General features: G+C 40.7%; 20 protein-coding genes and 1 pseudogene. 14 read left to right on the top strand and 7 right to left on the bottom strand.

Annotated elements, in window-relative coordinates; genetic code table 11:
• Positions 1–31: 31 nt before the first annotated feature.
• From RG959_RS14420 to RG959_RS14410, 3 genes and pseudogenes are all read right to left on the bottom strand, one after another.
• Positions 32–840, bottom strand: a pseudogene (locus RG959_RS14420) (SDR family oxidoreductase).
• A gap of 173 nt (positions 841–1,013) precedes the next feature.
• Positions 1,014–1,868: a DMT family transporter gene (locus RG959_RS14415; RefSeq protein ID WP_342797692.1), complete on the bottom strand. Its 855-nt coding sequence runs from the start codon at positions 1,866–1,868 to the stop codon at positions 1,014–1,016.
• Positions 1,869–1,979: 111 nt separating this feature from the next.
• Positions 1,980–2,762 carry a PhzF family phenazine biosynthesis protein gene (locus RG959_RS14410; RefSeq protein WP_342797691.1) on the bottom strand — a complete coding sequence of 261 codons (783 nt, stop codon included), beginning with the start codon at positions 2,760–2,762 and terminating at the stop codon, positions 1,980–1,982.
• A gap of 296 nt (positions 2,763–3,058) precedes the next feature.
• Between RG959_RS14410 and nikA the strand changes: the two genes are divergently transcribed.
• The 8 genes from nikA (at position 3,059) to RG959_RS14370 (ending at position 11,707) form a co-directional block, all read left to right on the top strand.
• On the top strand, positions 3,059–4,657 hold the full coding sequence (gene nikA, locus RG959_RS14405) for a nickel ABC transporter substrate-binding protein (protein WP_342797690.1): 1,599 nt from the start codon (positions 3,059–3,061) through the stop codon (positions 4,655–4,657).
• A gap of 5 nt (positions 4,658–4,662) precedes the next feature.
• Positions 4,663–5,604 (top strand): ABC transporter permease, encoded by a 942-nt coding sequence (locus tag RG959_RS14400; RefSeq protein WP_342797689.1) that lies wholly within the window; start codon positions 4,663–4,665, stop codon positions 5,602–5,604.
• On the top strand, positions 5,601–6,410 hold the full coding sequence (locus RG959_RS14395) for an ABC transporter permease (protein WP_342797688.1): 810 nt from the start codon (positions 5,601–5,603) through the stop codon (positions 6,408–6,410). The genes RG959_RS14400 and RG959_RS14395 overlap by 4 nt, the downstream gene beginning before the upstream one ends.
• A 15-nt stretch (positions 6,411–6,425) precedes the next feature.
• Positions 6,426–7,289, top strand: coding sequence for an ABC transporter ATP-binding protein (locus RG959_RS14390; RefSeq protein WP_342797687.1), 864 nt, complete (start codon positions 6,426–6,428; stop codon positions 7,287–7,289).
• Between the two features lie 2 nt (positions 7,290–7,291).
• A complete protein-coding gene (locus RG959_RS14385) occupies positions 7,292–8,110 on the top strand; it encodes an ABC transporter ATP-binding protein (RefSeq protein ID WP_342797686.1) in 819 nt (272 codons plus the stop codon).
• A complete protein-coding gene (gene cntE, locus RG959_RS14380; RefSeq protein ID WP_342797685.1) occupies positions 8,107–9,297 on the top strand; it encodes a staphylopine family metallophore export MFS transporter CntE in 1,191 nt (396 codons plus the stop codon). The genes RG959_RS14385 and cntE overlap by 4 nt, the downstream gene beginning before the upstream one ends.
• A gap of 323 nt (positions 9,298–9,620) precedes the next feature.
• On the top strand, positions 9,621–10,859 hold the full coding sequence (sstT, locus tag RG959_RS14375) for a serine/threonine transporter SstT (RefSeq protein ID WP_342797684.1): 1,239 nt from the start codon (positions 9,621–9,623) through the stop codon (positions 10,857–10,859).
• A gap of 338 nt (positions 10,860–11,197) precedes the next feature.
• Positions 11,198–11,707, top strand: a complete 510-nt coding sequence (locus tag RG959_RS14370) for an SH3 domain-containing protein (RefSeq protein WP_342797683.1) — start codon at positions 11,198–11,200, stop codon at positions 11,705–11,707.
• A gap of 1,243 nt (positions 11,708–12,950) precedes the next feature.
• On the opposite strand, the gene RG959_RS14365 is transcribed toward RG959_RS14370, so the two are convergent.
• On the bottom strand, positions 12,951–13,196 hold the full coding sequence (locus tag RG959_RS14365; protein ID WP_342797682.1) for a hypothetical protein: 246 nt from the start codon (positions 13,194–13,196) through the stop codon (positions 12,951–12,953).
• A 392-nt stretch (positions 13,197–13,588) separates the two neighbouring features.
• On the opposite strand from RG959_RS14365, the gene RG959_RS14360 reads away from it, so the two are divergent.
• Complete coding sequence (locus RG959_RS14360; RefSeq protein WP_342797748.1) at positions 13,589–15,106, top strand: malate:quinone oxidoreductase; 1,518 nt, start codon at positions 13,589–13,591, stop codon at positions 15,104–15,106.
• 674 nt (positions 15,107–15,780) lie between these two features.
• On the opposite strand, the gene RG959_RS14355 is transcribed toward RG959_RS14360, so the two are convergent.
• Positions 15,781–16,146, bottom strand: coding sequence for a hypothetical protein (locus RG959_RS14355; protein WP_342797681.1), 366 nt, complete (start codon positions 16,144–16,146; stop codon positions 15,781–15,783).
• Positions 16,147–16,573: 427 nt separating this feature from the next.
• Between RG959_RS14355 and RG959_RS14350 the strand changes: the two genes are divergently transcribed.
• From RG959_RS14350 to RG959_RS14335, 4 genes are all read left to right on the top strand, one after another.
• Positions 16,574–17,983 carry a GH1 family beta-glucosidase gene (locus RG959_RS14350; protein ID WP_342797680.1) on the top strand — a complete coding sequence of 470 codons (1,410 nt, stop codon included), beginning with the start codon at positions 16,574–16,576 and terminating at the stop codon, positions 17,981–17,983.
• Positions 17,984–18,069: 86 nt separating this feature from the next.
• Positions 18,070–18,777 (top strand): GntR family transcriptional regulator, encoded by a 708-nt coding sequence (locus RG959_RS14345; RefSeq protein ID WP_342797679.1) that lies wholly within the window; start codon positions 18,070–18,072, stop codon positions 18,775–18,777.
• A 261-nt stretch (positions 18,778–19,038) separates the two neighbouring features.
• The gene (locus tag RG959_RS14340; protein WP_342797678.1) at positions 19,039–19,287 is read left to right on the top strand and encodes a hypothetical protein; all 249 of its coding nucleotides are present in this window, start codon (positions 19,039–19,041) and stop codon (positions 19,285–19,287) included.
• Positions 19,288–19,990: 703 nt separating this feature from the next.
• Positions 19,991–22,510, top strand: coding sequence for a lipocalin-like domain-containing protein (locus tag RG959_RS14335; protein WP_483298893.1), 2,520 nt, complete (start codon positions 19,991–19,993; stop codon positions 22,508–22,510).
• Positions 22,511–23,259: 749 nt separating this feature from the next.
• On the opposite strand, the gene RG959_RS14330 is transcribed toward RG959_RS14335, so the two are convergent.
• Entirely contained in the window at positions 23,260–23,400 is a 141-nt protein-coding gene (locus RG959_RS14330) for a hypothetical protein (protein WP_342797676.1), read from the bottom strand.
• Positions 23,401–23,966: 566 nt separating this feature from the next.
• Complete coding sequence (locus tag RG959_RS14325) at positions 23,967–24,677, bottom strand: GntR family transcriptional regulator (protein ID WP_342797675.1); 711 nt, start codon at positions 24,675–24,677, stop codon at positions 23,967–23,969.
• A 190-nt stretch (positions 24,678–24,867) separates the two neighbouring features.
• On the opposite strand from RG959_RS14325, the gene RG959_RS14320 reads away from it, so the two are divergent.
• A complete protein-coding gene (locus RG959_RS14320) occupies positions 24,868–26,772 on the top strand; it encodes a beta-glucoside-specific PTS transporter subunit IIABC (RefSeq protein ID WP_342797674.1) in 1,905 nt (634 codons plus the stop codon).
• Positions 26,773–26,775: the final 3 nt, after the last annotated feature.

The raw sequence follows: 26,775 nt of genomic DNA, 5'->3' as shown, positions 1-26,775 counted from the left end.
TGTATATTATTCAAAAATAAAAAGAGGCCCCTTAAGCAGTGGGCATCCCGCCGGCTACGCTATAGATCTGGCCGGTAACGTAGCTGGCACTGTCAGAAGCTAAGAATATATATACGTCTGATAGTTCTACCGGCTGTCCCGCGCGCTGCAGCGGGGTAGGCGGAGTTCCTTGACCGAACTTTGGAATGTTTTCGGTCGGCTGTCCTCCAGAAATTTGGAGAGGTGTCCAAATGGGTCCCGGTGCAACGGAGTTTACCCGGATACCTTTCGAGGCCGCTTGTTTGGCGAAAGCTTTTGTAAAGTTCATAATCGTGCCTTTCGATGCTGCATAGTCTAACAGCATCGGCGACGGATTAAAGACTTTAATAGAGGTGGTTGTAATAATCGATGCTCCTGCTGATAAATGAGGCATCGCTGCTTTTACGGTCCAGTACAGAGAAAATACGTTTGTTTCGAATGTCGCTTGGATTTGTTCGGTCGAAAGATCCATAATGTCTTCTACAGCCTGCTGTTTACCAGCGACGAGCGCCAGGATATCTAATCCGCCAAGCTCGCTGTTGGCTTTTTCAACCATCTCTTGGCAAAAATCCTCGCTGCGCAGATCGCCCGGGATTAGAATTGCTTTCCGGCCTTCTTTTTCAATCAGCTTTTTAACTTCTTCTGCATCCGGCTGTTCCACAGGCAGGTAGTTGATCGCAACGTCTGCACCTTCGCGGGCATAAGCAACCTGGTTTCGCCGCAGTCAGGCAGGGGACTCATTTCTTTTTGAAGGCCGGGCGGCTCCTGATACTGTTCCGGAAACTCACCGTTAAAGTACTGTTTTAATGGATTTTTAGCCATTCGAAAAAAAGATTTCATATGTACAACCTATAGTTGTCTATACTGGTGTATATTCACTTTTAGGAAAATAGTAAATTTCATTTCTCAAAGTACATACTTGCGAAGGTACATAAGAGCATGTTTCGAAAAGTCAAAACATGCCCTTTTACTAAATATAAAAGAAAAGACCGTAGTTATAAGCTGGCTAAAACGGCTCCCAGGATGGTAAGGATTCCGCCAGCCAAGGTCAGCCCCGATATTTGCTCCTGCAACAGCAGAACTCCTAAGAGGACCGTCCAGACAGGAAGCAGGTTAATATAAGGGGCTGCGCGTCCGGCCCCCACGATTTTTACGCCTGCGTTCCAAGCAAAATATGCTGCTACGGACGCAAAGGTACTCACATATACGATACAAAGCCATGCAGTTGGCGTCATATGAATCGCTCCTGTATCCACTGTTCCGATACAGCTGATGGCACTGAGCAGGGTACCGTAAAAAGCGGCTCCTGCTGTCATAGTCAGCGGATCGATCTGCCTTCCGTATTTTTTGCCGAGAACGGTATACATGCCCCAGGCCACACAGGATAAAAGGATGGCGGCTTCGCCCATGATAGACCCTTCAGAAGAAGCTCCCTGTTTGCCTAAGACAAGCAGAATCACGCCCAATATGGATACTACTGCACCAATCCAGGCCTTTGGCTTTATTTTCTCCTTAAGAAAGAAGGGGGTGAAAAATAAGATGGCAATGGGAATGCCTGCTGAAATCATTCCCGCCTGTGAGGCACTAATCGATTTTAATCCTATGTAATTTAAGGTGGAAAAAGCAAAGATGCCCAAGAAGCCTAATATGAAAAATTCTTTCCATTTTGCGATAAGAGGAAGCTGTTTTTTGTTTAGTGCTAGTAATCCCCAAAGAATCAAGGTTGAGATAGCCCAGCGTATCGTATTCAATAGTGTTGCGGGTAAAGCAGGCCCTAAGTAACGGCCGCATATGTAATTGCCTGCCCATAGAAGGGTGGCGATGACCAAGAGTAAAATACCTTTTTTCATTCTGTTGATCCTTTCCTGCTTTGTTCTGGATGAGAAAAAATCGATAAAAGGAGATGTGAAGAATCACAAATCATTTCTCACCCATATTTTGTGTTATATGTACAGGCCTGTTTATGGCCTGATTTGCAGATCCGCAATGGAGTACAGAACTGCTCTGCCGGCGATTTTAACCCGGTCACCCTCCAGCTTGCAGTATAATGTGCCGCCCCGTTTGGAAAGCTGCCTTGCTGTCAGTTCACGTTTGCCCAAACGGTTTGCCCAGAAAGGAATGAAGTTGCAATGAGCAGAGCCGCATACAGGATCCTCATTGACATTTAACTTTGGAAAAAAGCTTCGAGATGCAAAATCATATTTTTCACTTTTTGCCGTAATGGAAACACCCACTCCGTCCGGCAGTTCTTTTAGTTTAGAAAAATTGGGTGCTGCGTTTTGAACGGCTTCCTCACTTTCCAGGACAAACATCAAATCACGGCTTACATACGTTTCTACAGGCGTCACACCAAGCGCTTCTGCCATTTGCTCTGTTAAAGGAAACTCTTCCGGCATTCTGCTTGGGAAGTCCGGCTCATATAGGTCTCCTTTTTTCTCTACTGCCAGTTCGCCGCTCATCGTCTGGAAGGTAAGCCGCTCTGCATCACGTTCATAATAATTCGCAATCACGTATGCTGTTGCAAGTGTCGCATGCCCGCACAAGTCAATTTCTTCAGCTGGGGTAAACCATCTTAATCGATAGCTGTCTCCTTCTTTAACAGCAAAAGCGGTTTCTGAAAGGTTGTTTTCAGCTGCAATGTTTTGCATCAGACCGTCAGAAATCCGGCTTTCCATAATACAAACCCCGGCAGGATTCCCTTCAAACAACTTCTCTGCAAATGCATCTACCACGTAGTATTTCATTGTTGTAGCCTCCCTGTTTTTATTTCGATCGATCACATGTTTAACTGTAGCACTGCAGGTGTAAGGCTTCAATAGAGCAATGACAGGCAGGAGACTAAACGTATTCTTTGGAAAGCTATTAAAAAGTTTTTTTATGTTACTTTCATTTAGCTTCACTAATTCTAACATGCTTTCAGTATCGTAAATTAGTTAACACTTGCAGGGAAAAAGACCTTTACAAATAACTAAAAACACCTTATGATATGCGTTATAATTGATAATGATAATCATTGCTGAAGGGGAAGAGGAGAAGGGTCATGAAAAATTGGTTCACTTTAATACTTGTTTTATTAGTTGGCGTACTTGCTGCATGCAGCAACACGGAAAAAGAACAGGGGAGCAGTAACTCAGAAACAGAAGAATCCGATGTATTAACGATGTCCTGGGCAAAAGATATTGGATCGGGGAATCCGCATGTATATGCAGAGAACGAGATGTTTGCGCAGGCAATGCTGTATGATCCGCTTGTTACATATGGTAAAAACGGCAAAATAGAGCCGGCACTTGCCACGTCTTGGGAAACTTCAGAAGATGGCAAAACGTATACGTTTAAGCTGCGTGAAAATGTTCTTTACTCAGATGGCACAGCCCTAACGGCTGAAAACGTTAAACGAAATTTTGATGCCGTACTTGAAAACAGCGCTGCTCACAGCTGGCTCGAAGCAGTAGCTATCATCGACCACGTTGAAGCAGTAGATAAATCAACCGTAAAAGTTCAGTTGAAAGAAGCATATTATCCATTCCTGCAAGAGCTGACGTTAATTCGTCCGCTGCGTATGCTTGCAGACAGCGCTTTTCTAGAAGACGGAACAAAAAACGGAATCAAAGCGCCGGTTGGGACAGGACCATGGGTTTTAACCGATTATAAAAAAGATAGTTACGCAGAATTCTCACGTAATGAAAACTACTGGGGAGAAAAGCCGAAACTTAAAAAAGTAATAGTCAAAGTGATCCCAGATTCACAGGCACGTACGATGGCGCTTCAAAACGGCGATATTGATTTGATCTTTGGCAGCGGCCAGCTGGCTCCGATTGAATATCAAACATTGGCACAGAGCGGGCAGTATGAAACAAAAATTTCAGATCCGTCTTCAACGCGTATTTTAGCGATTAATTCGACGTACGGCGCGACAAAAGATAAAAATGTGAGGCTGGCACTGCAGCACGCACTTGATCGAAAAACTATTATTGAACATGTGTTAAACGGTCTTGAAAAAGAAGCACAGTCTTTATTTGCACCTGGTTATCCGTACAGTGATATTTCACTTGATCCTTATCAATACGATACAGATAAATCCATCGAACTGTTAGAAAAAGCCGGATGGAAACTTGAGCCTGGTAATGAATTCCGCACGAAAAATGGCGAAACGTTAACATTGGTGATGCCTTATAACAGCAATGAGCAAGTGGATAAAGCCATTGCGGAGTATATACAAGGCGCATGGCGTGAATTAGGGATTGATGTACAATTAATCGGCGAGGAATGGCAATTGATGATCGCCCGGGCAAAAAAAGGGGAATTCAATTTAATAGCCAACGATACATGGGGCGTTCCATATGATCCTCATATGTATATCCGTACAATGGCCGGAGAACAGCAAATCGGCTACTATGCACAAAAAGGAATCCCGACATCTGATCAGCTGACAGACAATATTTCAAAAGTTATCCGTTCAACAGATGAAGAAGAACGCCGTAAATTGTATGAAAACATTTTACAGACTATTCATGATGAAGCGATTTTTATGCCGATCTCTTACCGGACCAATTATTTAGCAGCCAATAAACGTGTCCAAAACTCGTCATTCTCTATGCAGCAATATGAAGTGCCGCTGAACACGTATGAGGTGAAATAACACATATGAGCGTTTTTTTGTTAAAGCGGGCGGGCAGCATGCTTGCTGCTATTTGGGGTGTGACACTGGTTTCTTTTTTTCTTATTCGCCTTATACCAGTCGATCCGGTAGAAGCCTATTTTGCGATTAATAATCTGCCTATAACAGAGGAAGCAATTGAAGAAATACGAGAAGAGCAAGGGTTGAATAAACCTTTGCTTTTTCAATATGGAACGTGGCTGATGAATGCGGTGCAATTGGATTTTGGCCAGTCTTTTCTCACAAAGACTCCCGTGGCGGAGGAATTGCTGAGCCGCTTTTCAGTCACACTGGGCCTTGCTGCAGCCGCTTTTTTTATCGTTATCGCAATTAGCGGCATTATTGGTATTTGGTCGGTAGTAAAGCAGGGAGGTTTGGTTGACAGGTTCACACGTGCTCTTGTCTTCGCTACTGCATCTATGCCAAGCTTTTGGCTAGGCTTTGTTCTTGTTTATGTAGTGTCTTTAAAATGGGGAATACTGCCGCTGATGGGCTGGGGAACAATCGAACAGTCTGTTTTGCCAGCATTCACATTGGCTCTTGGTTATATTCCTTATTATATTCGGCTGATCCGGACAAGCATGCTGGAAGAAATGGAAAAGCCGCATATCGCATTTGCAAGAGCGCGCGGAGTAAAAGAGTCTATTATTATTCGCAGACATGTGCTTAAAGGAATACTCCCGGCACTTTTTACTTCATTGGCGATGACTTGCGGAGGGCTTTTGGGCGGTGCCGCGATTATTGAAGCGGTTTTTGCGATTCCAGGTGTGGGCCGTTATCTTGTAGAGTCTATGGCAGCGAGAGATTATGCTGTGCTGCAGGGTTTTATTTTAATAATTGGCACACTGTACGTCATATTTAATTTTCTGGCGGATTTGCTTTGCGCAATCGTAGATCCCCGGGCGCGTTTAAAGAGAGGCGACATATGATGAAAAAATCTATTCCATTAATCATCAGCAGCACGATCGTTTTACTGCTTGTTACTGCAGCTGTTTTTGCACCGTGGCTGGCACCAAATGATCCGTATGCAACTAATATGGCAATGAAATTGCAAGGCATATCGGCCGCTTACCCGCTTGGCACCGATCATTTAGGCCGTTGTGTATTATCACGCCTTATTATGGGAGCGCGCGTTTCCCTGTTTACGGCACTGGGGGTGCTCGCTGTGACGCTTGTACTAAGCATGGTTGTTGGTGTTGCAGCAGGATATTTAGGCGGGATAGCGGATCTTGCTCTTATGCGTGCCTGCGACATTTTAATGGCCATTCCGCATTTTATTTTTGCTCTTGTTATTGTAGGAGCACTAGGCGGCGGCGTTTGGAATATGTTTATCGCCATCATTATTGTTTCCTGGGTAGGGTATGCGCGTATTATTCGAAACATGGTGCGGAGCTTGAAAGAAAGTACATACGTGCAATATGCAAAAATGACTGGCGTTTCCACTGTAAAAATAGTAAAGCGTCATATTTTGCCGTTTGTTTTTCCACAAATCCTTTTACTGTTATTAATTGGGACAGGCAGTACAGTTTTACTGATTTCAGAATTGTCTTTTCTGGGGCTGGGGGTAACGGCGCCGATGCCAGAATGGGGCATGATGATCAGCGAGAGCAAAATGTATTTAAGCAGCAATCCGATGCTTATGTTTGTGCCGGGGGTTATGATCTCGTTGACGGTCCTTATCTTTGATTGGTTTGGTGATACATTACGCGATGCTATAGATCCTAAAATGAAGTAGAAAGAAGGAAGAAGCATGCTGGAATTACGGGATTTATCTGTTTTTATCCAAACAAATAATAGTGAGAAAGAAGTTGTCTCACATGTAAATTTGACTGTTCCCCAAGGAAAAATTGTTGGGATCGTTGGAGAAAGTGGCAGCGGAAAATCTATGCTCTGCAATGCAATTATGCAGCTGTTTCGCCAAAACCGGCGTTACACGGGTGATATTGTATATAAAGGCACATCTTTATTAGCAAAAAGTGAGCGGGAAATGCGTCATTTGCGTGGAAAAGAGATATCACTTATTATGCAAAATCCAATGGCCATGTTTAATCCTATTGTAAAAATTGGGGATCATTTTGTTGAAACATTACAATCTCATGAACGCATATCCAAACATAACGCACGAAAGCGGGCAGCCGAACAGCTGGCCCGTTTTCAATTGCCGGAGGAGGAGCTGCTTGATCGTTATCCGCACGAACTGAGCGGCGGAATGCTGCAGCGGATCATGATTGCTCTTGCAGCTTGTATGCAGCCTAATTTATTAATTGCCGATGAGCCTACAACAGCACTTGATACGATGACACAGATGGATATTTTGGATGAACTGCTTCATTTTCATCAAAAAACAAAAACAAGCATGCTTATTGTTTCGCACGATTTAGGCGTTATTGCGAAAATGGCAGATTTCATAGTGGTAATGCGCCGGGGGGTCATTGTAGAATACGGTCCGGCAGAGTGGATACTCGCACAGCCGGCTCACTCCTATACACAAGCATTACTGGCTGCAAGAGACGAACATGGAGACCTTGAAAAGTTAGCTGATTCTTGGGAAGGAACGACAATAGGGCCGCTGTATGAGTATAAACCTGGCTGCTGGGTTAGAGAAGAGGGATAAGAATGCTGGAAATAAAAAATGTTTCAAAAAGCTATCGAAAACAGGGCTGGTTTGGAGTAAAAAAAGACATTCAAGCAGTTAAGAATATAAATATAAAGCTGAAAGAAGGCATTTGCCTTGCTCTTGTCGGGGAAAGCGGCTCAGGAAAAACGACACTTGGAAAACTGATTCTAGGCATAGAAGAACCAGATGCCGGAGAAATCCTGTTTAAAGCGCGAAATATACATAAAGCTGATGCAGGCGTAAAAAAGCAGCTGCGTAAAGAATTACAAATTGTATTTCAGGATTGTTATAGTGCAGTGAATCCGCGTATGAAAATAAAGGATATTATAGCTGAACCGATGCAAGTTCATTTATCGCTGTCAAAGGAAGCTTTACAGCAGAAGATTGAAGAATTATTGGTACAGGTCGGCCTGCAAAGGGCAGACGCGGCAAAATTTCCGCATGAGTTAAGCGGAGGGCAGCTACAGCGTGTAACCATTGCCCGTGCCATTTCCACTGACCCGTCATTTATTGTATTGGATGAATCCATTAACAGCCTTGATTTATTGGTACAAGTCAGCATATTAAAGCTATTAAAAACCCTTCAAAAAACACAGAACCTTAGCTATCTTTTTATTACTCATGATTTACATGCTGTAAAATTGTTTGCAGACGAAGTCGCAGTCATGGAACAAGGCGAAATTATAGAATATGTAACGGACATAAAAGAATTATCTTATATGGAGCATCCAACAAGCCGACGCTTGCTCGATGCTCGTTTATCCATTAAACGTGACGTCTCTATTCAAGATTCACGCCAAAAGGAGACTGTGTCGTGAAGTATCGGCCGTTATCAGCACAGATGGCAAAACTCTACGCACTCGCTGCATTTTTCTTTACAGCAAATTCGGTATTAACGATCATTTTTCCTTTGCAAGCAGCAGAAAGAGGCTATGAGGAAGCAGAAATTGGGATCATGATGGGATTGTACATGCTTGTCTGTATGGTTTTACGTCCCTGGGCCGGGCAGATGATCGAAAAACACAGTTTATTTAAAATTATGCAGTGGCTTTTGCTCGTTCACGCGGCTGCACTTTTGTTATATGTATGGATGGGGCCGGACAGTTTATATATTGTGCGTGTGCTGCAAGGAGGAACAACGGCGTTTTTCTCTATGTCCATGCAAATAGGCATTGCTGAATTATTAAAAGATCAGGACCGCGGGCAGGGAATGTCTCTTTATTCCTTATCCACCGTTCTGCCGGGGCTCTACGGACCAGCACTGGCATTACTCTTATGGACGAGCTTTGATCTTGTTTACTTATGGGTATTCATTCTTCTTTTGGCGATTTTTCCTTTATTGTTTTTTATAGGATCTCCGTTGCCTAAGACGAAGAAAAATGGCTCTTCTTTTACATTTCGTGAAATGGCTGCAGCAATCAAAGAAGCGCGCAGTCAGCATGGTTTAATCCTGTCATCTGTTGTGATGCTTATCGGGGCCTGTGTTTTTGGAGCCATCACAACCTTTTTGCCGCTATACATGCTGACGACAGGGACAGGAAATCCGGCTCTTTATTTGTTCCTGCAAGCCATTGTGGTTGTGGCAAGCCGTTTCTTTTTCCGTAAGCATATTCCCTCAGATGGAAAATGGCATCCGAAATTTATCGCCCTTATACTAATCAGCTCTATAATCGGTACAAGCCTGCTGGCGATCCTTCCAGTGGCAGGCATATTTGCATATAGTGCTGCTGTTTTTAACGGATTGGCAGCGGCCATGCTGTATCCAGCTTTAACGACTTATATTTCCTTTGCAGTGCCAAAGGAAACAAAGCATATTTTATTGGGTGTTTTTTTAGCCTCTTATGATTTAGGTTTTTCGCTTGGGGGTCTTGTCATGGGATTTATCGTGCAGTTAGCCTCTTATTCATTCATGTTTGCTGCCTGCTCCGCGATTGCTTTATGTGCTCTTGTGATAATTTGGATTCCATCGGAAACTAAACTAAAATTTGCGATGAAAAACGAATAAGAGAGCTTGTTCCAGTTTACGGCTTTGAATATATGTCTGGTTGAGGTGGACACTCAGCCCTTCCGCAAGGACATTATGTTATTTAGATAATAAAGAGCGATAGGAAAATTATTATGCGAATAATTTTCCTATCGCTTTATTGGTTTGAATGTTCCGATAATTACAACATTTTTTAATAATGTAAATAGTATTGTAATATATCTCAAATTAATTATAATATTATTTATGAGAAAGACAGTTGTCCTTTTGAGGTGGAATGATAAAAGAGCCGCTCGCTAGGAGCAATTTTATAAATTTATCTTAAGAAAATAGGAGGAACATCTATGAGAAGTGTACTGCAGAAGTGGAATCAGGTGAGCCTGGTTAAACAAATCCTCATCGGTTTGATGATCGGTATTATCCTGGCTGTCACAATTCCAGAAGCAGCAAAACCAGTGGCTATTTTAGGCTCCTTGTTTGTCGGTGCTTTAAAAGCCATCGCGCCTGTATTGGTGCTCGTCCTGGTTATGTCGGCTATTGCGCAGCATAAAAGCGGCCACCAGACGAATATGAAATCGATTATTGTTCTGTATCTTTTAGGAACATTTTTGGCAGGTTTGATCGCTGTTATTGTAAGCTTTATTTTTCCTGTCGGCTTATCGCTTGTAGAGGGTGCTGAAGGAGTCACACCTCCAAGCGGTGTAACAGAAGTATTGAAAACATTACTGCTCAATGTTGTCGATAATCCGGCAAATGCTATTATGAATGCGAATTACATTGGTATTTTAGCTTGGGCGATTGTTCTTGGTTTGGCGCTAAGAAATGCCGCTGATACTACAAAAACGCTCATTTCGAATTTTTCAGATGCCGTATCAAAAATGGTTGCGTGGGTAATTAAGTTTGCTCCACTAGGAATCATGGGTCTGGTTATTGAATCCATTACAACAAATGGTCTTGAGTCGCTGCTCAGCTATGGGAAACTGCTTGCTGTGTTGATTGGCTGTATGGTTTTCGTAGCGCTCGTTGTAAATCCAATCATTGTATACGCAGTGATCCGCCAAAATCCTTATCCACTTGTATTTAAATGCTTAAAGGAAAGCGGTATTACTGCATTCTTTACACGCAGCTCCGCTTCCAATATTCCAGTTAATATGAGACTATGTGAAGATTTAGGCCTGGATAAAGACAGTTATTCCGTATCCATTCCGTTAGGAGCAACGATCAATATGGCAGGCGCTGCGGTGACAATTTCTGTATTGACACTTGCGGCGGTTCATACGCTGGGAATCCAAGTGGACCTTCCTACAGCAATCCTCCTTAGCATCGTTTCAGCTATATGTGCTTGTGGTGCTTCAGGGGTTGCCGGTGGATCCTTATTGCTGATTCCGCTGGCGTGCAGCTTGTTTGGAATTCCGGCTGATATTGCGATGCAAGTCGTTGGGGTAGGTTTTATCATCGGGGTCCTGCAAGACTCATTTGAAACGTCACTGAACTCGTCTACAGACGTTCTTTTCACAGCAGCAGCTGAATACAAAGAGTGGCGTAAAAAAGGCAAAAAAATAGTGATCCGTAAAGCAGGGTAAGGAAAATCCTATAGTCTGTGATTGAACGACCTCTTCAACTGTTAGTTTGACAGTTGGAGAGGTCTTTTTTACGGAAAAGAATGATGGTCGGCAAAACAGACAGTCAGAAACTTAGAAATAAACAATCACTTACGCGTTTTTAACAACATTTTATATCCGTATGATAGGCATGTAATGAACCCTATATTTTTAGAAAAATGAAAGAATATAAAATCAAAAAGCGGGTTGTATTTATGCGTGAATATTTATACTCACTTAATATCAAAAAATTCTAATTTTCGATACTATAGTTGGGGTATTATTATCCTTGTGGAAATAAAATACATAGGAGGCGAATCATGAAGAAGATTTTTGCACTTATTGCAGCTTTGGTTTTAATCGTTACCTTACTGCCAGTACAACAGACTGAAGCAGCAACTGTAAACAAGCATTATAAAGTAAAGGTAGACACAAAATTAAATGTACGTGAAAAGCCAAGTCCGAAAGCAAGAGTAGTAGGCTCATTGAAAAATGGAACGATAGTATTCGTTTATAACACGGAACCGGGCGGATGGTCGAAGATAAAATATAATGGAAAAGCCGGATATGCAGCCTCAAGCTACCTGGTTGAGCAAGGAACATATTCTCCGCCAAATAATGATATTTATTTTTATTATTATGGAGACTGGGGTTATTCGAACGCGAGCAACTTGAACGTACGGTCATCTCCAAGTAAGAAAGGAAAAGTGATCGGACAGCTGCAGAAATACGAAAATATTTATATTTACGGGACTTACTCGAACGGCTGGGCAAAAGTTGATTATTATGGTGAGGTTGCTTATGTTTCATCTGAGTATCTCATTTATTAACAAAACAAACTTTCGACTTTAATGTCTTCCAGCACTTCACTCGTTTGCTATATGAGGCTAAAATTATCGTATCTATATGAATGCGACCTGCGGTAAAGTGGAATGGATTGATCTTTTATTGAAAAAGTGGAGTAAATGATTTGGTTCTTTTTACGCGGGTCAGTGAGTGAAAATAGCTCAAAAAACACGTCAAATTGACGTGTTTTTTATTTGTACATCTTAATGGTTATGAAAAATCAAAAAATGTTAATTTAAAATCTGAAAGTTGTTATAATGGAGCCCCTCAAAATGATCGATATTTTGTTCAGTCAAATCAAAATTCACTATTTGTAAAATTCAAAAATAAAACAAGCTCATCACCGCAGTTAACCAGTATATTGGTATGATCGAGGCAAACGAGCTATCTGCGTGGCATTTCCCTTAATTACCTTGTCTTGTCATTATATAAGTGCCGTTTGACTTGTAAAGCTGGCACTTTTGGACATTTAACTAAACGTAGCTCGACGACGCAGTAGATTGTTAAATTGGTGCAGATCGACCGACCACACCTGTGAAAATTGACAAAGAGGAGCATGAAATTCATACCTCCCTTAAGACTAATACTCACGGAGCTTCGCAGTGTCATCCGTTTTAAAGAGTTTATTTCGTCAACGATTGTGGTAGCCATACGCTCACTAGTCGCTTATTTGGCGTGTAGAAGGTGCATTTTACGCCGCTGACTAAGTACAAGGTATTCGAAGGAAGGTGTCAAATATGATGGATATAAGGTATTTCGGGCGGCTGTAATGGTGACTAAGGTAAAGAGAATTCCGGATTTAGGGGGCTATTTAACGGTACATTCGATAGGGTGTTAGATGGCTTTGTTTAAGAGAATAAACAGCGTGTGCATGAAGAAGTTTAAAGCGGTAATACGTGTCAACAAACGTTATAAAAAAAGGCTGCGGAAAATCCGCAGCAAAAGTAATCAGTATGTAGAAATCAGGAGGTGGTAGGTTACCACAGTTAACGCTTTACCCACTTTGTTGAAAAGATAAACCACTAAAAAGAAAAAATTTTATATTGTAGCCCCAGAACCATAATCAAAATCAGGCTGATTTGAATGAACCGAGGTATTAAACGACTGTGGTACATCATAAGTGCGCATTCCACCGGTTGGACACTCGCAAAACAGTTGCCTGCGAAAAGATCAAAGGAATACCGGGAACTTTCTGTTTCCGCCATACTGAAGCTTTAAAAAAGACACTTATTCAGCAGCTTCTTTCACCCCATTATTTAACTTCTCATATATTGCTAACGAACAAGTATCAATGTCATCATATTTTTCGATTTCCCCGCTGCTTATGTGTTTAACGATAAATGTTTTGAATTGATTACAATACGTCAGAGACAGGCCGCTAAAGTTATGGGTGATGTCACATTCTCGATATTGTAATAAGTTTTTCATTAATGCTTTCAGTTTGTTAATCTCCTGGATTTTCTCTACACTCATTTTACAATTCCTCTTAATATAGGTGTATTTTTCATTATTATAGCACACGTACGTTCGTAATAATTGACTTTTTTATGTAATATTTTTCATAAAAAGCATAAAATTATTACATGGAATTTAAATATAGTGTATGAAATGTTTTGAACTGCCAGGTGAAATGAAAACCATTTCATAACTCTTCATTTATGGTTTTTGAAAAAAATAATTGGCTTATGATTTAAAAGAGTAGCTTTAAACTTATTAAATAGCTTATAATTATCAGAAAACAGTGGATATTTCCCTCTATAAATAATTATAATAGATAATGATATAGTTAGAATTAAAACAGAAAAGGTGTGTTTCTAAGTGGCGCCTTGCTTTTTGTAACATCTAAGGTTTTACAAATACAGGGGATAAGGAAGGTAAACATGAGCAACAGAGAAGCTAAAACAGACGTTATCTTAATTGGTGCTGGAATCATGAGTGCAACTTTGGGAACAATTCTGAAAGAATTAGTACCGGACTGGAATATCAAAGTATTTGAGAAGCTCTCAAAAGCAGGTGAGGAAAGCTCTAACGAATGGAACAATGCGGGAACGGGGCATGCGGCACTGTGTGAGCTGAACTACACAGTCGAAAAACCAGACGGCTCTGTAGACATCAGCAAAGCCATCAACATTAATGAACAATTTCAGGTTTCCATGCAGTTTTGGTCTTACCTAGTAAAGAGCGGGCTGTTACATAATCCAGAGGACTTTATCATGCCATTGCCCCATATGAGCTTAGTGCAGGGGGAAGAAAATGTAACGTTTCTAAAAAAGCGTTTTAAAGCGCTGTCAAATAACCCGCTGTTCCAGGGGATGGAATTTTCGGAGGATCCTAAAAAACTGATGGAATGGATTCCGCTTATTATGCAGGACCGCGCAGCGGATGAACCGATAGCGGCCACCAAAATCGACTCTGGCACAGATGTCAACTTTGGCGCTTTAACACGTATGCTGTTTGGTCACCTGAAAAGTAAAAACGTCGATGTACACTACAATCATAGTGTAAATGATCTTAAACGTACGAGCGACGGCTTGTGGGAATTGAAAGTGCGGAATCTCGACAGCGGTACGGTTGAATCTCACACGGCGAAATTCGTCTTTATTGGAGGCGGTGGTGGAAGCATACATTTACTGCAGAAATCCGGTATTCCTGAAGGGAAACATATTGGAGGATTCCCGGTAAGCGGAATCTTTATGGTATGCAATAATCCGGACGTTGTAGCGCAGCATCATGCAAAGGTATACGGCAAAGCTAAAGTTGGCGCTCCTCCAATGTCTGTGCCGCATCTTGACACACGATTTATCGACAATCAAAAATCACTGCTGTTCGGGCCGTTTGCCGGCTTTTCACCGAAGTTTTTAAAAACCGGTTCAATGCTTGATTTAGTCACTTCCGTAAAACCGGATAATCTTTTAACGATGTTATCGGCAGGCGTAAAAGAGATGGCATTAACGAAATATTTGATCCAGCAGGTTATGCTGTCAAAAGAAAAACGCATGGAAGAGCTGCGTGAGTTTATCCCGAATGCCCAAAGCGAGGATTGGGATTTAGTCGTAGCGGGACAGCGGGTGCAGGTGATCAAAGATACAGAGGCCGGTGGAAAAGGAACACTGCAATTTGGTACGGAGGTCGTAAGTGCCGCTGATGGCTCGATCGCAGCGCTGCTTGGCGCTTCTCCGGGTGCTTCTACCGCCGTTCACGTTATGCTTGAAGTAATCACAAAATGCTTCCCTGAACAGATGAAAGAGTGGGAGCCGAAAATTAAAGAAATGATTCCTTCTTATGGCTTGTCACTAATGGAGAATCCAGAGCTGCTGCACGATATTCATGCTTCAACAGCGCAGGTGCTTGGTTTAAGCGAAAAAGAAGCGGTCCATAGTTAATTCTTCGGGTATAGAAACAAAGGCATTAAAGGGATAATACAAGCTAGATTTTTCATTAAGGGTGTTCTTTGACTACCCTGGCTGCTTATACCAATTAGAGACCGGCTAGTCCGTCCAAGCAGCAGGTGCTTGCTTAACAAAGTTGTTCACGCGTACACAAAGCTGTAATGGGTGAGGAGATACTTCGCTCCACAGCACAACAATAAAGTCAGATAAAGCATAATTGGAAATAGAACATCAAACCTTTAATCTGCTGTGGATTAAAGGTTCTTTTTTATGATTTACAGTTTGAAAAGCAGCTGTAGGAGTCATCATTCGTGTTAATGGCACAAAAAAGCCACGGAGCTCAGCGGCAAAAGGAATGATTATGCCGCAGTGAGAAGTTAGGGTGTGATAGTTATGACATATTGATATTCTTCAAAATAAGCACCAAGAAAAAATGATTATGATTGCAAACGAGATATATGAAGATAAAGGCCTTACTAAGGAATGTGGGAAGCGCAAAGTTTCCGCAAAGCATCAAAGCTAAAATTAGTTCGTGAAATAAACGTTTTTAAAAACGCAGGGAGTAACAGGAATTTTCGACTTCAGTGACCAACGGGGAGCTGTCCGTTAAAACTTCGTCCTCAAAAATGCCATCTTATGTGACTGGCTGTTTAAGAAAATGGCCATCGTTAGTCCTTGTATAGAAATTTGCGCTCTGTATAGTTTCCATCTTTTATGAAATCTATTTTATTGTAGCTGTTTGAGAAATATGGAAATTCCTTATTTCCGCATTTTTTTTGGTCTTTAATAATGCTGCCGTGGATTACCAGATAATCATGGCTATTAAAGGTTCTTTTTATCGAGAAGGGTATTTCGAAACCTTCTTGTTGATCTTCTAGTACTTTTATGGCCTGTTCTTCATTATCTAAAGCGTTTTCAAGAAGATCTGCTAGTTCTACTTCAACATCGTCAATAAAAGCATAAGGATCTCCTATATTCATGCCTTCGTGTGAAGCAATAGATTTAAATTTTTTTACATAATTCTTATCCATCATATTGGCAGGCTCCTCTCAGTGTTCTAATGGTTAGTCTTCGAATCCAGTAAGAACGAAACACAAAGCCCATTTATCACCTTTTATAAACAAAACATTTTAAAAAAAGTCCACTTATATAGTGGTCTTTTTATATTTATACCACCGTCTTAAAAAAACGTAACATCCTTTCATTTTGTTCATGCCGATTTTTTAGGAATAGCTGGCTGGTGAATATGTTGATTGAGCAGCATTCATGCCATTAGGAAGGTGCTTGAATGGAATTCCATCATTAAGGTCAACAATATAATCTGGGCTTAAGTTGTAACAGTGTCTGAAATTTGGGTAGTCAAGTACTGAAAAAAAGGATATAATCAACTTAAATTTGTACCTATAAATATAATATGTAATTATGAATTAAATAAATCAGTATAAAAATGGAGGATTTAAAATGAAGTTTCCACACGATTTTTTATTTGGAGCAGCTTCTGCTTCTTATCAAGTAGAAGGAGCATGGAACGAAGATGGTAAAGGAATGACTAACTGGGATGTCTTTTCAAAGATCCCAGGAAAAACATTTGAAGGCACAAACGGGGACGTAGCGATCGATCATTATCACCGCTATAAAGAAGATATTAAATTAATGGCCGAGATGGGACTTGAGTCGTACCGGTTTTCTGTTTCGTGGGCACGTATTTTGCCAACAGGAGACGGAGAAGTAAATGAAAAAGGCTTGGAGTTTTACAACAATATCATCAATGAATGCTTAAAATATGGAATTGTCCCGTTTGTAACGCTCTACCATTGGGACTTGCCTCTGACGCTTGAAGAAGACGGAGGATGGACAAATAAACGGACAGCAGAAGCTTTCGTCAAATACGCAGACATTTGTTTCCGGGCATTCGGTGATCGTGTTAAACATTGGATTACGTTCAATGAAACGGTAATGTTTTGTGGATTAGGTTATTTAAAAGGCGCGCATCCGCCTGGTATCCAGAACGATGAGAAAAAGTACTTTCAGGCAACGCACTATGTGTTCTATGCCCATGCAAAAGCGGTAGAAGTGTATAAGCAGCTGAATCAATACGGTGAAATCGGGATTACACATGTATTCCTGCCAGCTTACAGCGTAGATGATCAGGAGGAAAATATCATCGCTGCCCGTCATGCTAATGAATATGAAACTTTTTGGTACTATGATCCGATCTTAAAAGGCGAATATCCATCTTATGTGACAGAGCAATTAAAAGAAAAAGGCTGGACGCCAAACTGGACAGAAGATGAGCTGGATACCTTAAGAAGAAATGCAGACAAAAATGATTTTATCGGTCTTAATTATTACCAGCCGATTCGTGTAGAAAAAAATCACGAAGCGGTTTCATCCGTGGAGCATTCAAGAGAAACCTCCACGTTAGCTCCTGGCAACCCATCTTTTGATGGCTTTTACCGGACGGTGAAAATGGAAGACAAAACGTATACGAAATGGGGCTGGGAAATCTCGCCTCAAGGATTTTTAGACGGGCTTCATATGCTAAAAGACCGTTATGGTGATATTAAAATGTACGTAACGGAAAACGGCCTTGGAGACGAAGATCCGATTATTGAGGGCGAAATCGTAGATGTTCCGCGTATTAAATATATTGAGGAGCATTTAAAAGTGATTAAGCGTGCCATCGGAGAAGGTATTCATTTAAAAGGGTATTACGCATGGTCTGTCATTGACCTGCTGAGCTGGCTGAACGGGTTTAAAAAGCAATACGGGTTTATTTACGTTGATCATAATGATGGTCTAAACCGCAAGAAGAAACTGTCGTATCATTGGTACAAGCAAATCATTGAAACGAGAGGCGAAGAACTATAAGAAAAAACAAAACCTCTTGATTCGAATCAAGAGGTTTTGTGTATAATAAAAGCAGAAATGCATTGAACGAATGATAGGGAGATTATATGGCTGTAAAATATAAAGAAATAGCGGATCGTTTAGAGTCAGACATTCGAGAAGGAAAGTTTGGTCAAACGAAAAAACTGCCGACAGAAGATGAATTGATAAAACAGTTTGAAGTGAGCCGAAATACAATTCGAAAAGCCATTCTTCAGCTGGTGAATCGCGGCTATATCTATCAGGTGCAGGGCAGCGGAATGTTTTTAAGAGAAGAATCCGGAACAGATTATATTAATATGGGGAGTCTTAGAGGGTTAACAAAAGATTTGGCTTCAAAAACCATTGAAACAAAAATTTTAGCTTTACAGGTAATAGAAGCGGATGAAGCAAAAGCACAGCAGCTTCGCTGCGAAACAGGTATGAAACTTTACTATATTAAACGGCTGCGCGTGGTCGATGATGAACCCTTCTCCATTGAAATCAGTTACTTTAAAAAAGATATTGTGCCGTACTTGAATGAAGAGATCGCTGCAAGGTCTATTTATAGTTACCTGATAGACGACTTAAAATTAAACATCGGCTTTGCGGACAAAGTCATCAACTGTGGAAAAATTGATGAAGCAAGTGGGGAATTACTTCAGGTGAATCCACAAGATCCAGCCCTGATTGTTGAAAATACAGTGTGCTTAACGAACGGCACCATTTTTGAATGGTCCCAATCCATTTTTCATTATCAAAAAGCAAAAATTTTAAATCGAATTAACTTTAAATGAAATAAGATTAAACCGGTTAAGACTTATGTTCTTAACCGGTTTAATCTTATTTCTGGAGAGAGTACCCCACTTCAACCGTTAAATAAGTAGGCGGAGGTTCAACTGGACCCTTAAAATTAATTTCGCTTTGTACCTAATTTAAAATATTTTTGTTTATATAGTCTGCGGGTGGGTAAAAAATAAGTTAAAGAGAAGTTTAGTAGCGTGACGTGTGTTGTGACAGAGGCAGCTGGGACCTATTTTGCACAACAGGAGGATGCTATGGAGAATATGAGGAAAAAGTTTATCACCCCGACAGAAGCCATTAAAGCGGTAAATGAGGGAGCTATTGTTCGCTATGAGAAAAAGGATGGCTATTCGGAAATTAAAAAAAAGAAAAAGAAATATGCATTTACCGACAATGCCAATGACAAACCGCCGCTCACTTATTATGGAGACATGCGAAACCTTAAAAAAACAGTGAATGGACCGGATTGCAGGGAGGCTCTTTACCTGATAGAAGTCAAATAACCAGAATATGTTTTGTTTTTTGACGATAGACTTGTGAGTGAAAGGATACAATAACATATCCTTGTTAATAGTATTTTTTAAAAAAGACAGCCGTTTATTTGGCTGTCTTTTTTGTGTTTCATTATAGATAATTAAACATGAACCCGAGTTCAAACTGTATTTAAAGAATGAAATCCCTTACATAAGGGGTATATTTAATACCATCTATAATAAGACAAGTTGTTAAAAATGGTATGTTTATTTTTCATTAGAAGGTAAACTTGTGCGATCAAGTTATGAAGTTAATTTCGGAAATTTTCCGACTTTTCGGTATTGTTTAATGATGGATAACCTGATAAAATCTCAATGTAAGCGATTTATTATCGTAAGTATAACTTTTAGAGATTGGAGGTATCTATAAAGATAACCTTAAGTAAGTGATTAAATTGGTACGTACATTTATGTATCCGCTTAATTTTGTATATGCACATCTGAAAATATCCTTTTCTGCTCTGGTTTTGATACACAGGAATATTCTGTTCGTTCGGAAAATTATGTACGATTCACTACCAAAACCTAATAGGTCAAAGCTTATTCGCATTGTCAATATGTTTGGTGGAACGGGAGTTGAAGAAGTGGATCCATTTTCGTGTGCGTTAACGAAGGAGGAGAAAGATTGAAGACGAAAGGGTATGTTAAAAGGTTCCTATCTGCTTTTCTTGTAATGCCATTGTTAATACCAGGCAGCGCTCTTGGCAGTGAACAGACAAGTAATGCTGAACCGATTGAGTTGAGAAATGCTTCTGTCCATGATCCATCTATCATTAAGGACCCTAAAACGGGAACTTATTATGTATTTGGATCACACATTGACGGGGCTAAATCAACGGATTTAGTAAATTGGGACAAATTTACGAATGGATATACGACGCCAAATAATAAAGTATATGGCGATTTGTCAGCAAATCTTTCCGAGTCGTTTGAATGGGCTGGAGAAAATGATGCAGACAGCAAAGGCGGCTATGCAGTTTGGGCTCCAGATATTTTTTGGAATAAACACTATGTAAATGAGGATGGTACTAAGGGTGCTTATATGATCTACTACAGTGTGTCTTCTACTTATATCCGCTCTGCAATCGGTATAGCGGTGTCGAAGAATATTGAAGGCCCGTTTAAATATGTAGATACGATTATGTACTCAGGGTTTACCAATAAGGATGCGTATGACCGAAATAGTGAGGTAAATAAGCACTGGGAGAATACAAATATCGAAGATCTTGTTGAAGATGGCAGTATCGATGGAGTAAATCCAAATTGGTTTACTGAAAGTGGGGAGTACAACAATAAACTTTATACCAATGCCATTGATGCCAATATCCTCCAGGCTGAAAACAATAAGTTATATATGACTTACGGCTCCTGGTCTGGCGGGACCTTTATTTTAGAATTAGATAAGAAAACAGGGCTGCCAAAGTATCCAGGAAAAGATCGGAAAACAAAAGATGGAAGAATGGTTGACAGATATTTCGGTACAAAAATTGCTTCTGGCTATGGAAGATCTGCAGAGGGAACATATGCCGTTTATGACAAAGAAACAGACTATTATTATCTCTATATCACGTATGGTGGTTTAGCATCTGATGGCGGCTATCAAATGAGGCAGTTTAGATCAAAGAATCCTGCCGGCCCATATGTCGATGCAAAAGGAAATCCTGCCGTTTTTCCAGAATCATTTGATATTGGAGTTGGAAACTTCCCGGGCAATGACGACCATAAAGATATCGGTAACAAAATGATGGGCAACTTCTTGTTTAAAAGAGATCTTGGTGAGCCGGGAACAGGAAACGGTATCGGATATCTTTCTCCGGGTCATAACTCTTATTTAATTGACCAAGAGCTGAGCAAGGAATTTATCGTAACCCATGCTCGTTTCCCGGAGCAAGGGGAGATGCATGAGGTACGTGTACACCAAACGTTTAAAAACAAAGACGACTGGCCGGTGCCAACACCATATCGTTATGCTGGCGAAACCATTAAAAAAGTTTCAGAAACAGATGTAACAGGTGACTATAAATACATCAACCATGGAAAAGAAATTACAGGCGAACTGACAGAATCAACGTGGATAACATTCAACAGGGATCATACTATTTCAGGTGCTGCAACAGGTACATGGGAACTTTATGGGAACTACCGGGCAAAAGTAACGATTGATAACGAAGGTACGTATGATGGTGTATTTATTCGCCAATATGACCCTGTTTCTCAAAGCTGGGTTATGACGTTTAGTGCCATGTCAGATGAAGGAATTGTCGTTTGGGGAAGTCATGTAGAAGCTTCTTCTGATCAAGAATTAGTAAAGGCTGTTAAACAAGAGTTAAGTACTAGTTTGCCATCAACGGTGATTAGCAGCTTTACACTTCCAAAAGTGGCAGCCAGAGGAGCTCTGATTACGTGGGAATCTTCCAATCCAGAGATCATTTCTACTGAAGGAGTGGTCACACGGCCAAATTTCGGTTCTGAAGACGCGGTGGTAGACTTAACCGCTACAATTAAAATGGGGGATGCAATAGAAACATTCACAATAAGTGTAACAGTAATCGCAAAAGCAGAAGGCGGTTTATCAGCTTTCTACGACTTTAATGATGAGCTTAAAGATCGTTCCGGAAATAAAGGAGAAGCAGCCGTGACGGGAGATCGTCTTAATAATACAGGCGGACAAATTACATTTGCCGAAGGTAGGGTGGGACAAGCCGCTAAGTTTAACGGAAGCTCTGGACTGCGTTTAGCTGACGGTTTAATTACAGGTGACACGTACACTGTATCATTATGGGTGAAACCAGATCAAATCACTGAATTTACAACGGCGTTCTTTGGCGCAGAAACCTCTAATAATTGGATCAGTATTGTACCAAAAACCTCTTGGGGAAATACAATGGTTTGGTCACATAATGGCGACACTTGGTATGATGCCGTTACAGATAAGACTATCCCGGCAGGTGAGTGGACACATCTGGCTTTCACGGTCAATGAAGGAAACGCTGTTCTTTATATGAATGGTGAAGCAAAATATACAGGAGGAAGCTTTCCAAATGTATTTACCTCCCTGGATGCCGTGTTTGGCTTAGGTGTTAACTACTGGGATACTCCTTTCAAAGGGTTAATGGACGAGGTGCGTGTTTATGATGGAGTAGCTCTTCCGGCAGAAGAAGTACAGTCTCTTTACGAAAATCCAAATGAATAATTGACAGCTAATGACGGATTAAAAAATTTTGCAAGTGAGACCGAAAATGTAGATATAGGAACTATTACAAGTAATTTACTTTCATTTTTTAAACAGCAAGTGGCTTGCGACAAGATTGTATGGAGCTGAGCTAATAAGGTCGTATTTTTCTGTTAAAAAAAGAGTACATTTGTATTCAATCCTTGCTTATCGATCTTCAACACCACTACATGAAGCCTGCCGGACGAAGACTCCTGCGGAAAGCACAGGGAGTCAGAAGACCCAGCAGGCGCAGCCAGGGAAGCTTCTGCACGGCCTTAGGATGCACAAAGGCCGGCAAGCTTCCCTTATCGGCTCTTTTTTAAAAGCGAAAGACTTTCTCAACCTTCGTCAACACACTGAGGCAGCCTTTTATTCGACTGTCTCTTTTATGTTTAATTGGGGGCAATTAAACATAAACCATGGTTTCAAGCGTTGTTATGCCAACTGTTAGAAATAAAGGGCGGTTTAATGAGAAAGCGAAGGGTACCAGATGCTTTGACAGGGTGCGGACACCATCTCAAAGTCATTGCCTGCTATCAAATACCAAATATACATGTTGTTGCTGGGACAGGGCGAATGTAACTTTGTTAAGCGAAAGGGAGGGGCTGAAAAGGTTGAAATAAAAGACAGCCATACTTTACAATTACGCTTTCTGTATAAACATGAACTAAACACCGGCACAAAATAAAAACCCTACGAAGGGCGTTTGTTTTAAATCCTTGTTACGTTTATTCCGTATTCACTGGGTATGCTCCGATTTTAAGTTGATAAATGATTATTACAACCATAATAACTGAAACAATGGTCATATAAATCACATGTGCCGTTTCAGAAGCAAGAATAGCTTTAACTTTCTTCAATTTCTTCATTCGCTTCACTCCGATCCTTCTCATAGTCGTGACCGGTAATTGCGGCTAAATCTCTTTCGGGTGCATCCGTTTGTTTAAATACGTACACCTTATATTTATGATTGGGTTCATTCGGTTTTGACCATAAGAATTTATAACTTCTAGGGGCTAATTGCTGAAACAAACTGTATTTACAAATGTTAATTTTATCCATGAGTGGCCAATCTATATATAAGTGACCTGCTGTCAGTAATGTATTAACATATTTCAAACTGTGCAAAATTCAAATAAAGAGTTCCCAACAAGCCGTATCAAGAATTATCATACCGGCTTGATTTCAAATAAGATTAAGCATCCATTAATTTGCACTTCATTAGATCGGCAGCAACTTCATCCACTAATGTCATTTTAAAAAACGATTTGGGTGACCTCTGTCTTGAAGCAAGTTGCTTCAACCAATAGGAGGTTCAGTTTTTTGAAAATTCTGAATGTATAATAGTCATACCAGACAGAGAAAGAATGCTTGGTCGAGATAGCTTACCCTATCGCTATGTAACCCAGCAGATTAAAAAAAGCGAACAGCCATTTTAAGAAAAATGACTGTTTGCCTGGATGAAGAACTGTGACTGCTGGTAGTTATAGGTCACTTTTGAGAAGTTAAATGGCTGTCCGTTCGTTAAATGAAAAACACTTTCCACTAAAAGCTTCGGGTCTCCATTTTTTAAGCCTAAATATTCCGCTTCTTCCCCGTTCAGCTTATCTACATGAAGGTACACATCTGAAAAGCCGACCTTTAATCCCAATCCTTCTTTAATGTAGTTAAAGATCGATTCGGTCACAATTTCATTATTTAAATAAGTAATGATGGATTTATTATAGTAGGATTCTTCTAAACATAGGGTCTGCTCCTGAATATAGCGAACCCGCTTAACGTAATACACTTCCTCATCGAGTCCAATATTTAAATTATGGGCTGCTTCCTGGGTAGGTGTTCTAACCTCTAGTTCAATCACTTTAGACGTGATTTTGTAATCCTCTAAATCCTTTTTAAAACCCTGGTTAGAAAGCAGGCTGATATAGCCTTTTCTTTTATGCCTTCTGACAAAAATACCGCTGCCCCGAACTTGAAAGACAACGCCTTTTCTTTCTAACAGATCTAATGATTTCGTAATTGTGCTTTTACTTACTTCAAACTGTGCCATTAATGTTTCTAAAACAGGCAGTTTATCTCCCTGCTGAAGCGCATGATCTTCGATGTATTTTTCAATTTCTGCTGCGATTTGCTGGTATTTTAACATAATCCGTCCTCATTTATGTATTGGTGTTATTCACTTTATTTATAACAGCATTATAGCATAAACTGATGAACGACCCTTCTTTTAAATTATTTACAAATAAAATTTTTATTTGGGTATTGATAAATTAGACCGGTACAATTATAATGAAAGCGTATTAAAAAAACAAAACGCAATTAAAGGAGGGTTTTAAATGTCCGGAAAAGTGAGAGATTATTCTCAGCTTGCAAAAGATATTTTAGAAGCAGTTGGCGGAGAAGAAAATGTAATTGGAGCGACACGCTGTGCGACACGGCTAAGACTGGTGCTGAAGCGGTCAAATCCAAAAGCAAAAGATAAAGTAGCATCCATGCCAGGCGTTATTACTGTGGTAGAAAACGGCGGCCAGTTTCAAGTCGTCATTGGCCAGCACGTAGGGGAAGTGTACGAGAAGTTTGCGGGGCTGGTAAAGCTCGATACAACAGATGTACAAAGTGAAAATAAAGGAACGGTTGTAAACCGTATTATTGCAACGATGTCAGCCGTATTTGCACCATTTATCTATATTTTGGCTGCAGCGGGTATTTTGCAGGGTGCACTCATCATCATTAATTTATTGTTTCCCGGCTTTGCTGAAACAGCGACTTATCAAGTATTCAGTTTTATTTCATGGGCACCGTTTACGTTCTTGCCGATTTTTATCGCGATTACAGCGGCAAATCATTTTAAAACCAATTTGTACATCGCAGTTGCCTGCTGTGCGGCATTAGTAAGTCCAACATGGGCAGAAATCGCGGCACAGATCACAGAAGGAAACAGCATGAATTTCTTAGGACTTGCGCTGTCTCCAACGACGTATACATCGTCTGTACTGCCGCCGCTATTTTTAGTATGGATTTTGTCTTACCTTGAAAGATTTTTAAACAAGAACATTAACGAAGTTGTTAGACCATTGCTTGTTCCATTTTTAAGTTTAGTTATTATGGTCCCGCTAACAATTCTTTTAATCGGCCCTGTTACAACAGCGGGTGCGACTGGGATTGCAAACGGATACAACTTCTTAGCTGAAAATGCACCGGCTGTAGCGGGAGCCATCATCGGCGGATTCTGGCAGGTGATCGTGATCTTCGGCGTTCACTGGGGTATTACGCCAATGGTACTGGCAAACTATGATTTATATGGCCGCGATTCGTTCCAGGCGTACCAAACTATTGCCGTTATTGCCCAAGTCGGTGCAGTACTGGGTGTAATCTTAAAAGCAAAAAGCCAGGAAACACGCAAAGTCGGCATTTCAGCTGGTGTAACAGGACTATTTGGTATTACAGAGCCAGCCATTTACGGGGTAACATTACGATTTAAAAAGCCATTTATTTTTGGATGTGTTTCCGGTGCGATCGGTGCGGTTGCAGCAAGTTTCTTTAATCCATATTACTTTGCTTATGCAGGACTTCCAGGACCGCTTACTATTGTAAACGGAATCAATCCAGAGTACCCAATGTCTATCTGGGGGATTTTACTGGGTGTTGCGATTGCGATCGTACTTCCTATCGTATTGATTCAAATCTTTGGTTACGGTGAAGATACAGCCAAAAAAGCAGACAATGAACTTGCAACAGAAGAGGGACAAAAAGAGGTTTTGGCACAATCAACTAACCCTGATAACAATGAAGAAGCAATATACGCTCCATTTAACGGCAAAGTGATCCCGCTTTCTGAAGTGCCAGATGAAGTATTTAGTTCAGGTGCTATGGGGCAGGGGCTGGCGATTGAGCCGACAGAAAATAAGCTGCATGCTCCATTTGATGGAACGGTCGTAATGGTAGCACCAACAAAGCATGCAATCGGTCTTCGTTCAGAGTCAGGAGTTGAATTGCTTGTCCATATTGGCCTTGATACGGTTAACTTAAATGGAGAGCCGTTTGAGCTGAAGGTAGCTGATGGCGATAAATTCAAAAAAGGTGATATCCTGATCCAATTTGACAAAGACTTCGTTCACAGTAAAGGGCTGACAACGATCACACCAATCATCATTACAAACTCAAGTGCTTATCAAGAAGTAATCGTTGAAAACATCCAAACAAGTAAATTAAGTGACAGACTGTTTACGGTCGTAAAATAAGGA

It is taken from the genome of Domibacillus sp. 8LH (assembly GCF_038806185.1).
Classification (GTDB): Bacteria; Bacillota; Bacilli; order Bacillales; family Domibacillaceae; genus Domibacillus; species Domibacillus indicus_A.
This window is presented reverse-complemented; position numbering and strand designations above follow the sequence as displayed.

Bases quoted from the DNA above. Each gene is read 5' to 3' on its own strand.
- nikA (WP_342797690.1), top strand. From the start codon at position 3,059: ATGAAAAATTGGTTCACTTTAATACTTGTTTTATTAGTTGGCGTACTT.
- RG959_RS14415 (WP_342797692.1), bottom strand. From the start codon at position 1,868: ATGAAAAAAGGTATTTTACTCTTGGTCATCGCCACCCTTCTATGGGCA.
- RG959_RS14385 (WP_342797686.1), top strand. From the start codon at position 7,292: ATGCTGGAAATAAAAAATGTTTCAAAAAGCTATCGAAAACAGGGCTGG.
- RG959_RS14390 (WP_342797687.1), top strand. From the start codon at position 6,426: ATGCTGGAATTACGGGATTTATCTGTTTTTATCCAAACAAATAATAGT.
- RG959_RS14355 (WP_342797681.1), bottom strand. From the start codon at position 16,146: ATGATGGATAAGAATTATGTAAAAAAATTTAAATCTATTGCTTCACAC.
- RG959_RS14340 (WP_342797678.1), top strand. From the start codon at position 19,039: ATGGAGAATATGAGGAAAAAGTTTATCACCCCGACAGAAGCCATTAAA.
- RG959_RS14410 (WP_342797691.1), bottom strand. From the start codon at position 2,762: ATGAAATACTACGTGGTAGATGCATTTGCAGAGAAGTTGTTTGAAGGG.
- RG959_RS14335 (WP_483298893.1), top strand. From the start codon at position 19,991: ATGCCATTGTTAATACCAGGCAGCGCTCTTGGCAGTGAACAGACAAGT.
- RG959_RS14330 (WP_342797676.1), bottom strand. From the start codon at position 23,400: ATGAAGAAATTGAAGAAAGTTAAAGCTATTCTTGCTTCTGAAACGGCA.
- RG959_RS14395 (WP_342797688.1), top strand. From the start codon at position 5,601: ATGATGAAAAAATCTATTCCATTAATCATCAGCAGCACGATCGTTTTA.
- RG959_RS14365 (WP_342797682.1), bottom strand. From the start codon at position 13,196: ATGAGTGTAGAGAAAATCCAGGAGATTAACAAACTGAAAGCATTAATG.
- RG959_RS14320 (WP_342797674.1), top strand. From the start codon at position 24,868: ATGTCCGGAAAAGTGAGAGATTATTCTCAGCTTGCAAAAGATATTTTA.
- sstT (WP_342797684.1), top strand. From the start codon at position 9,621: ATGAGAAGTGTACTGCAGAAGTGGAATCAGGTGAGCCTGGTTAAACAA.
- RG959_RS14345 (WP_342797679.1), top strand. From the start codon at position 18,070: ATGGCTGTAAAATATAAAGAAATAGCGGATCGTTTAGAGTCAGACATT.
- RG959_RS14400 (WP_342797689.1), top strand. From the start codon at position 4,663: ATGAGCGTTTTTTTGTTAAAGCGGGCGGGCAGCATGCTTGCTGCTATT.
- RG959_RS14325 (WP_342797675.1), bottom strand. From the start codon at position 24,677: ATGTTAAAATACCAGCAAATCGCAGCAGAAATTGAAAAATACATCGAA.
- RG959_RS14350 (WP_342797680.1), top strand. From the start codon at position 16,574: ATGAAGTTTCCACACGATTTTTTATTTGGAGCAGCTTCTGCTTCTTAT.
- RG959_RS14370 (WP_342797683.1), top strand. From the start codon at position 11,198: ATGAAGAAGATTTTTGCACTTATTGCAGCTTTGGTTTTAATCGTTACC.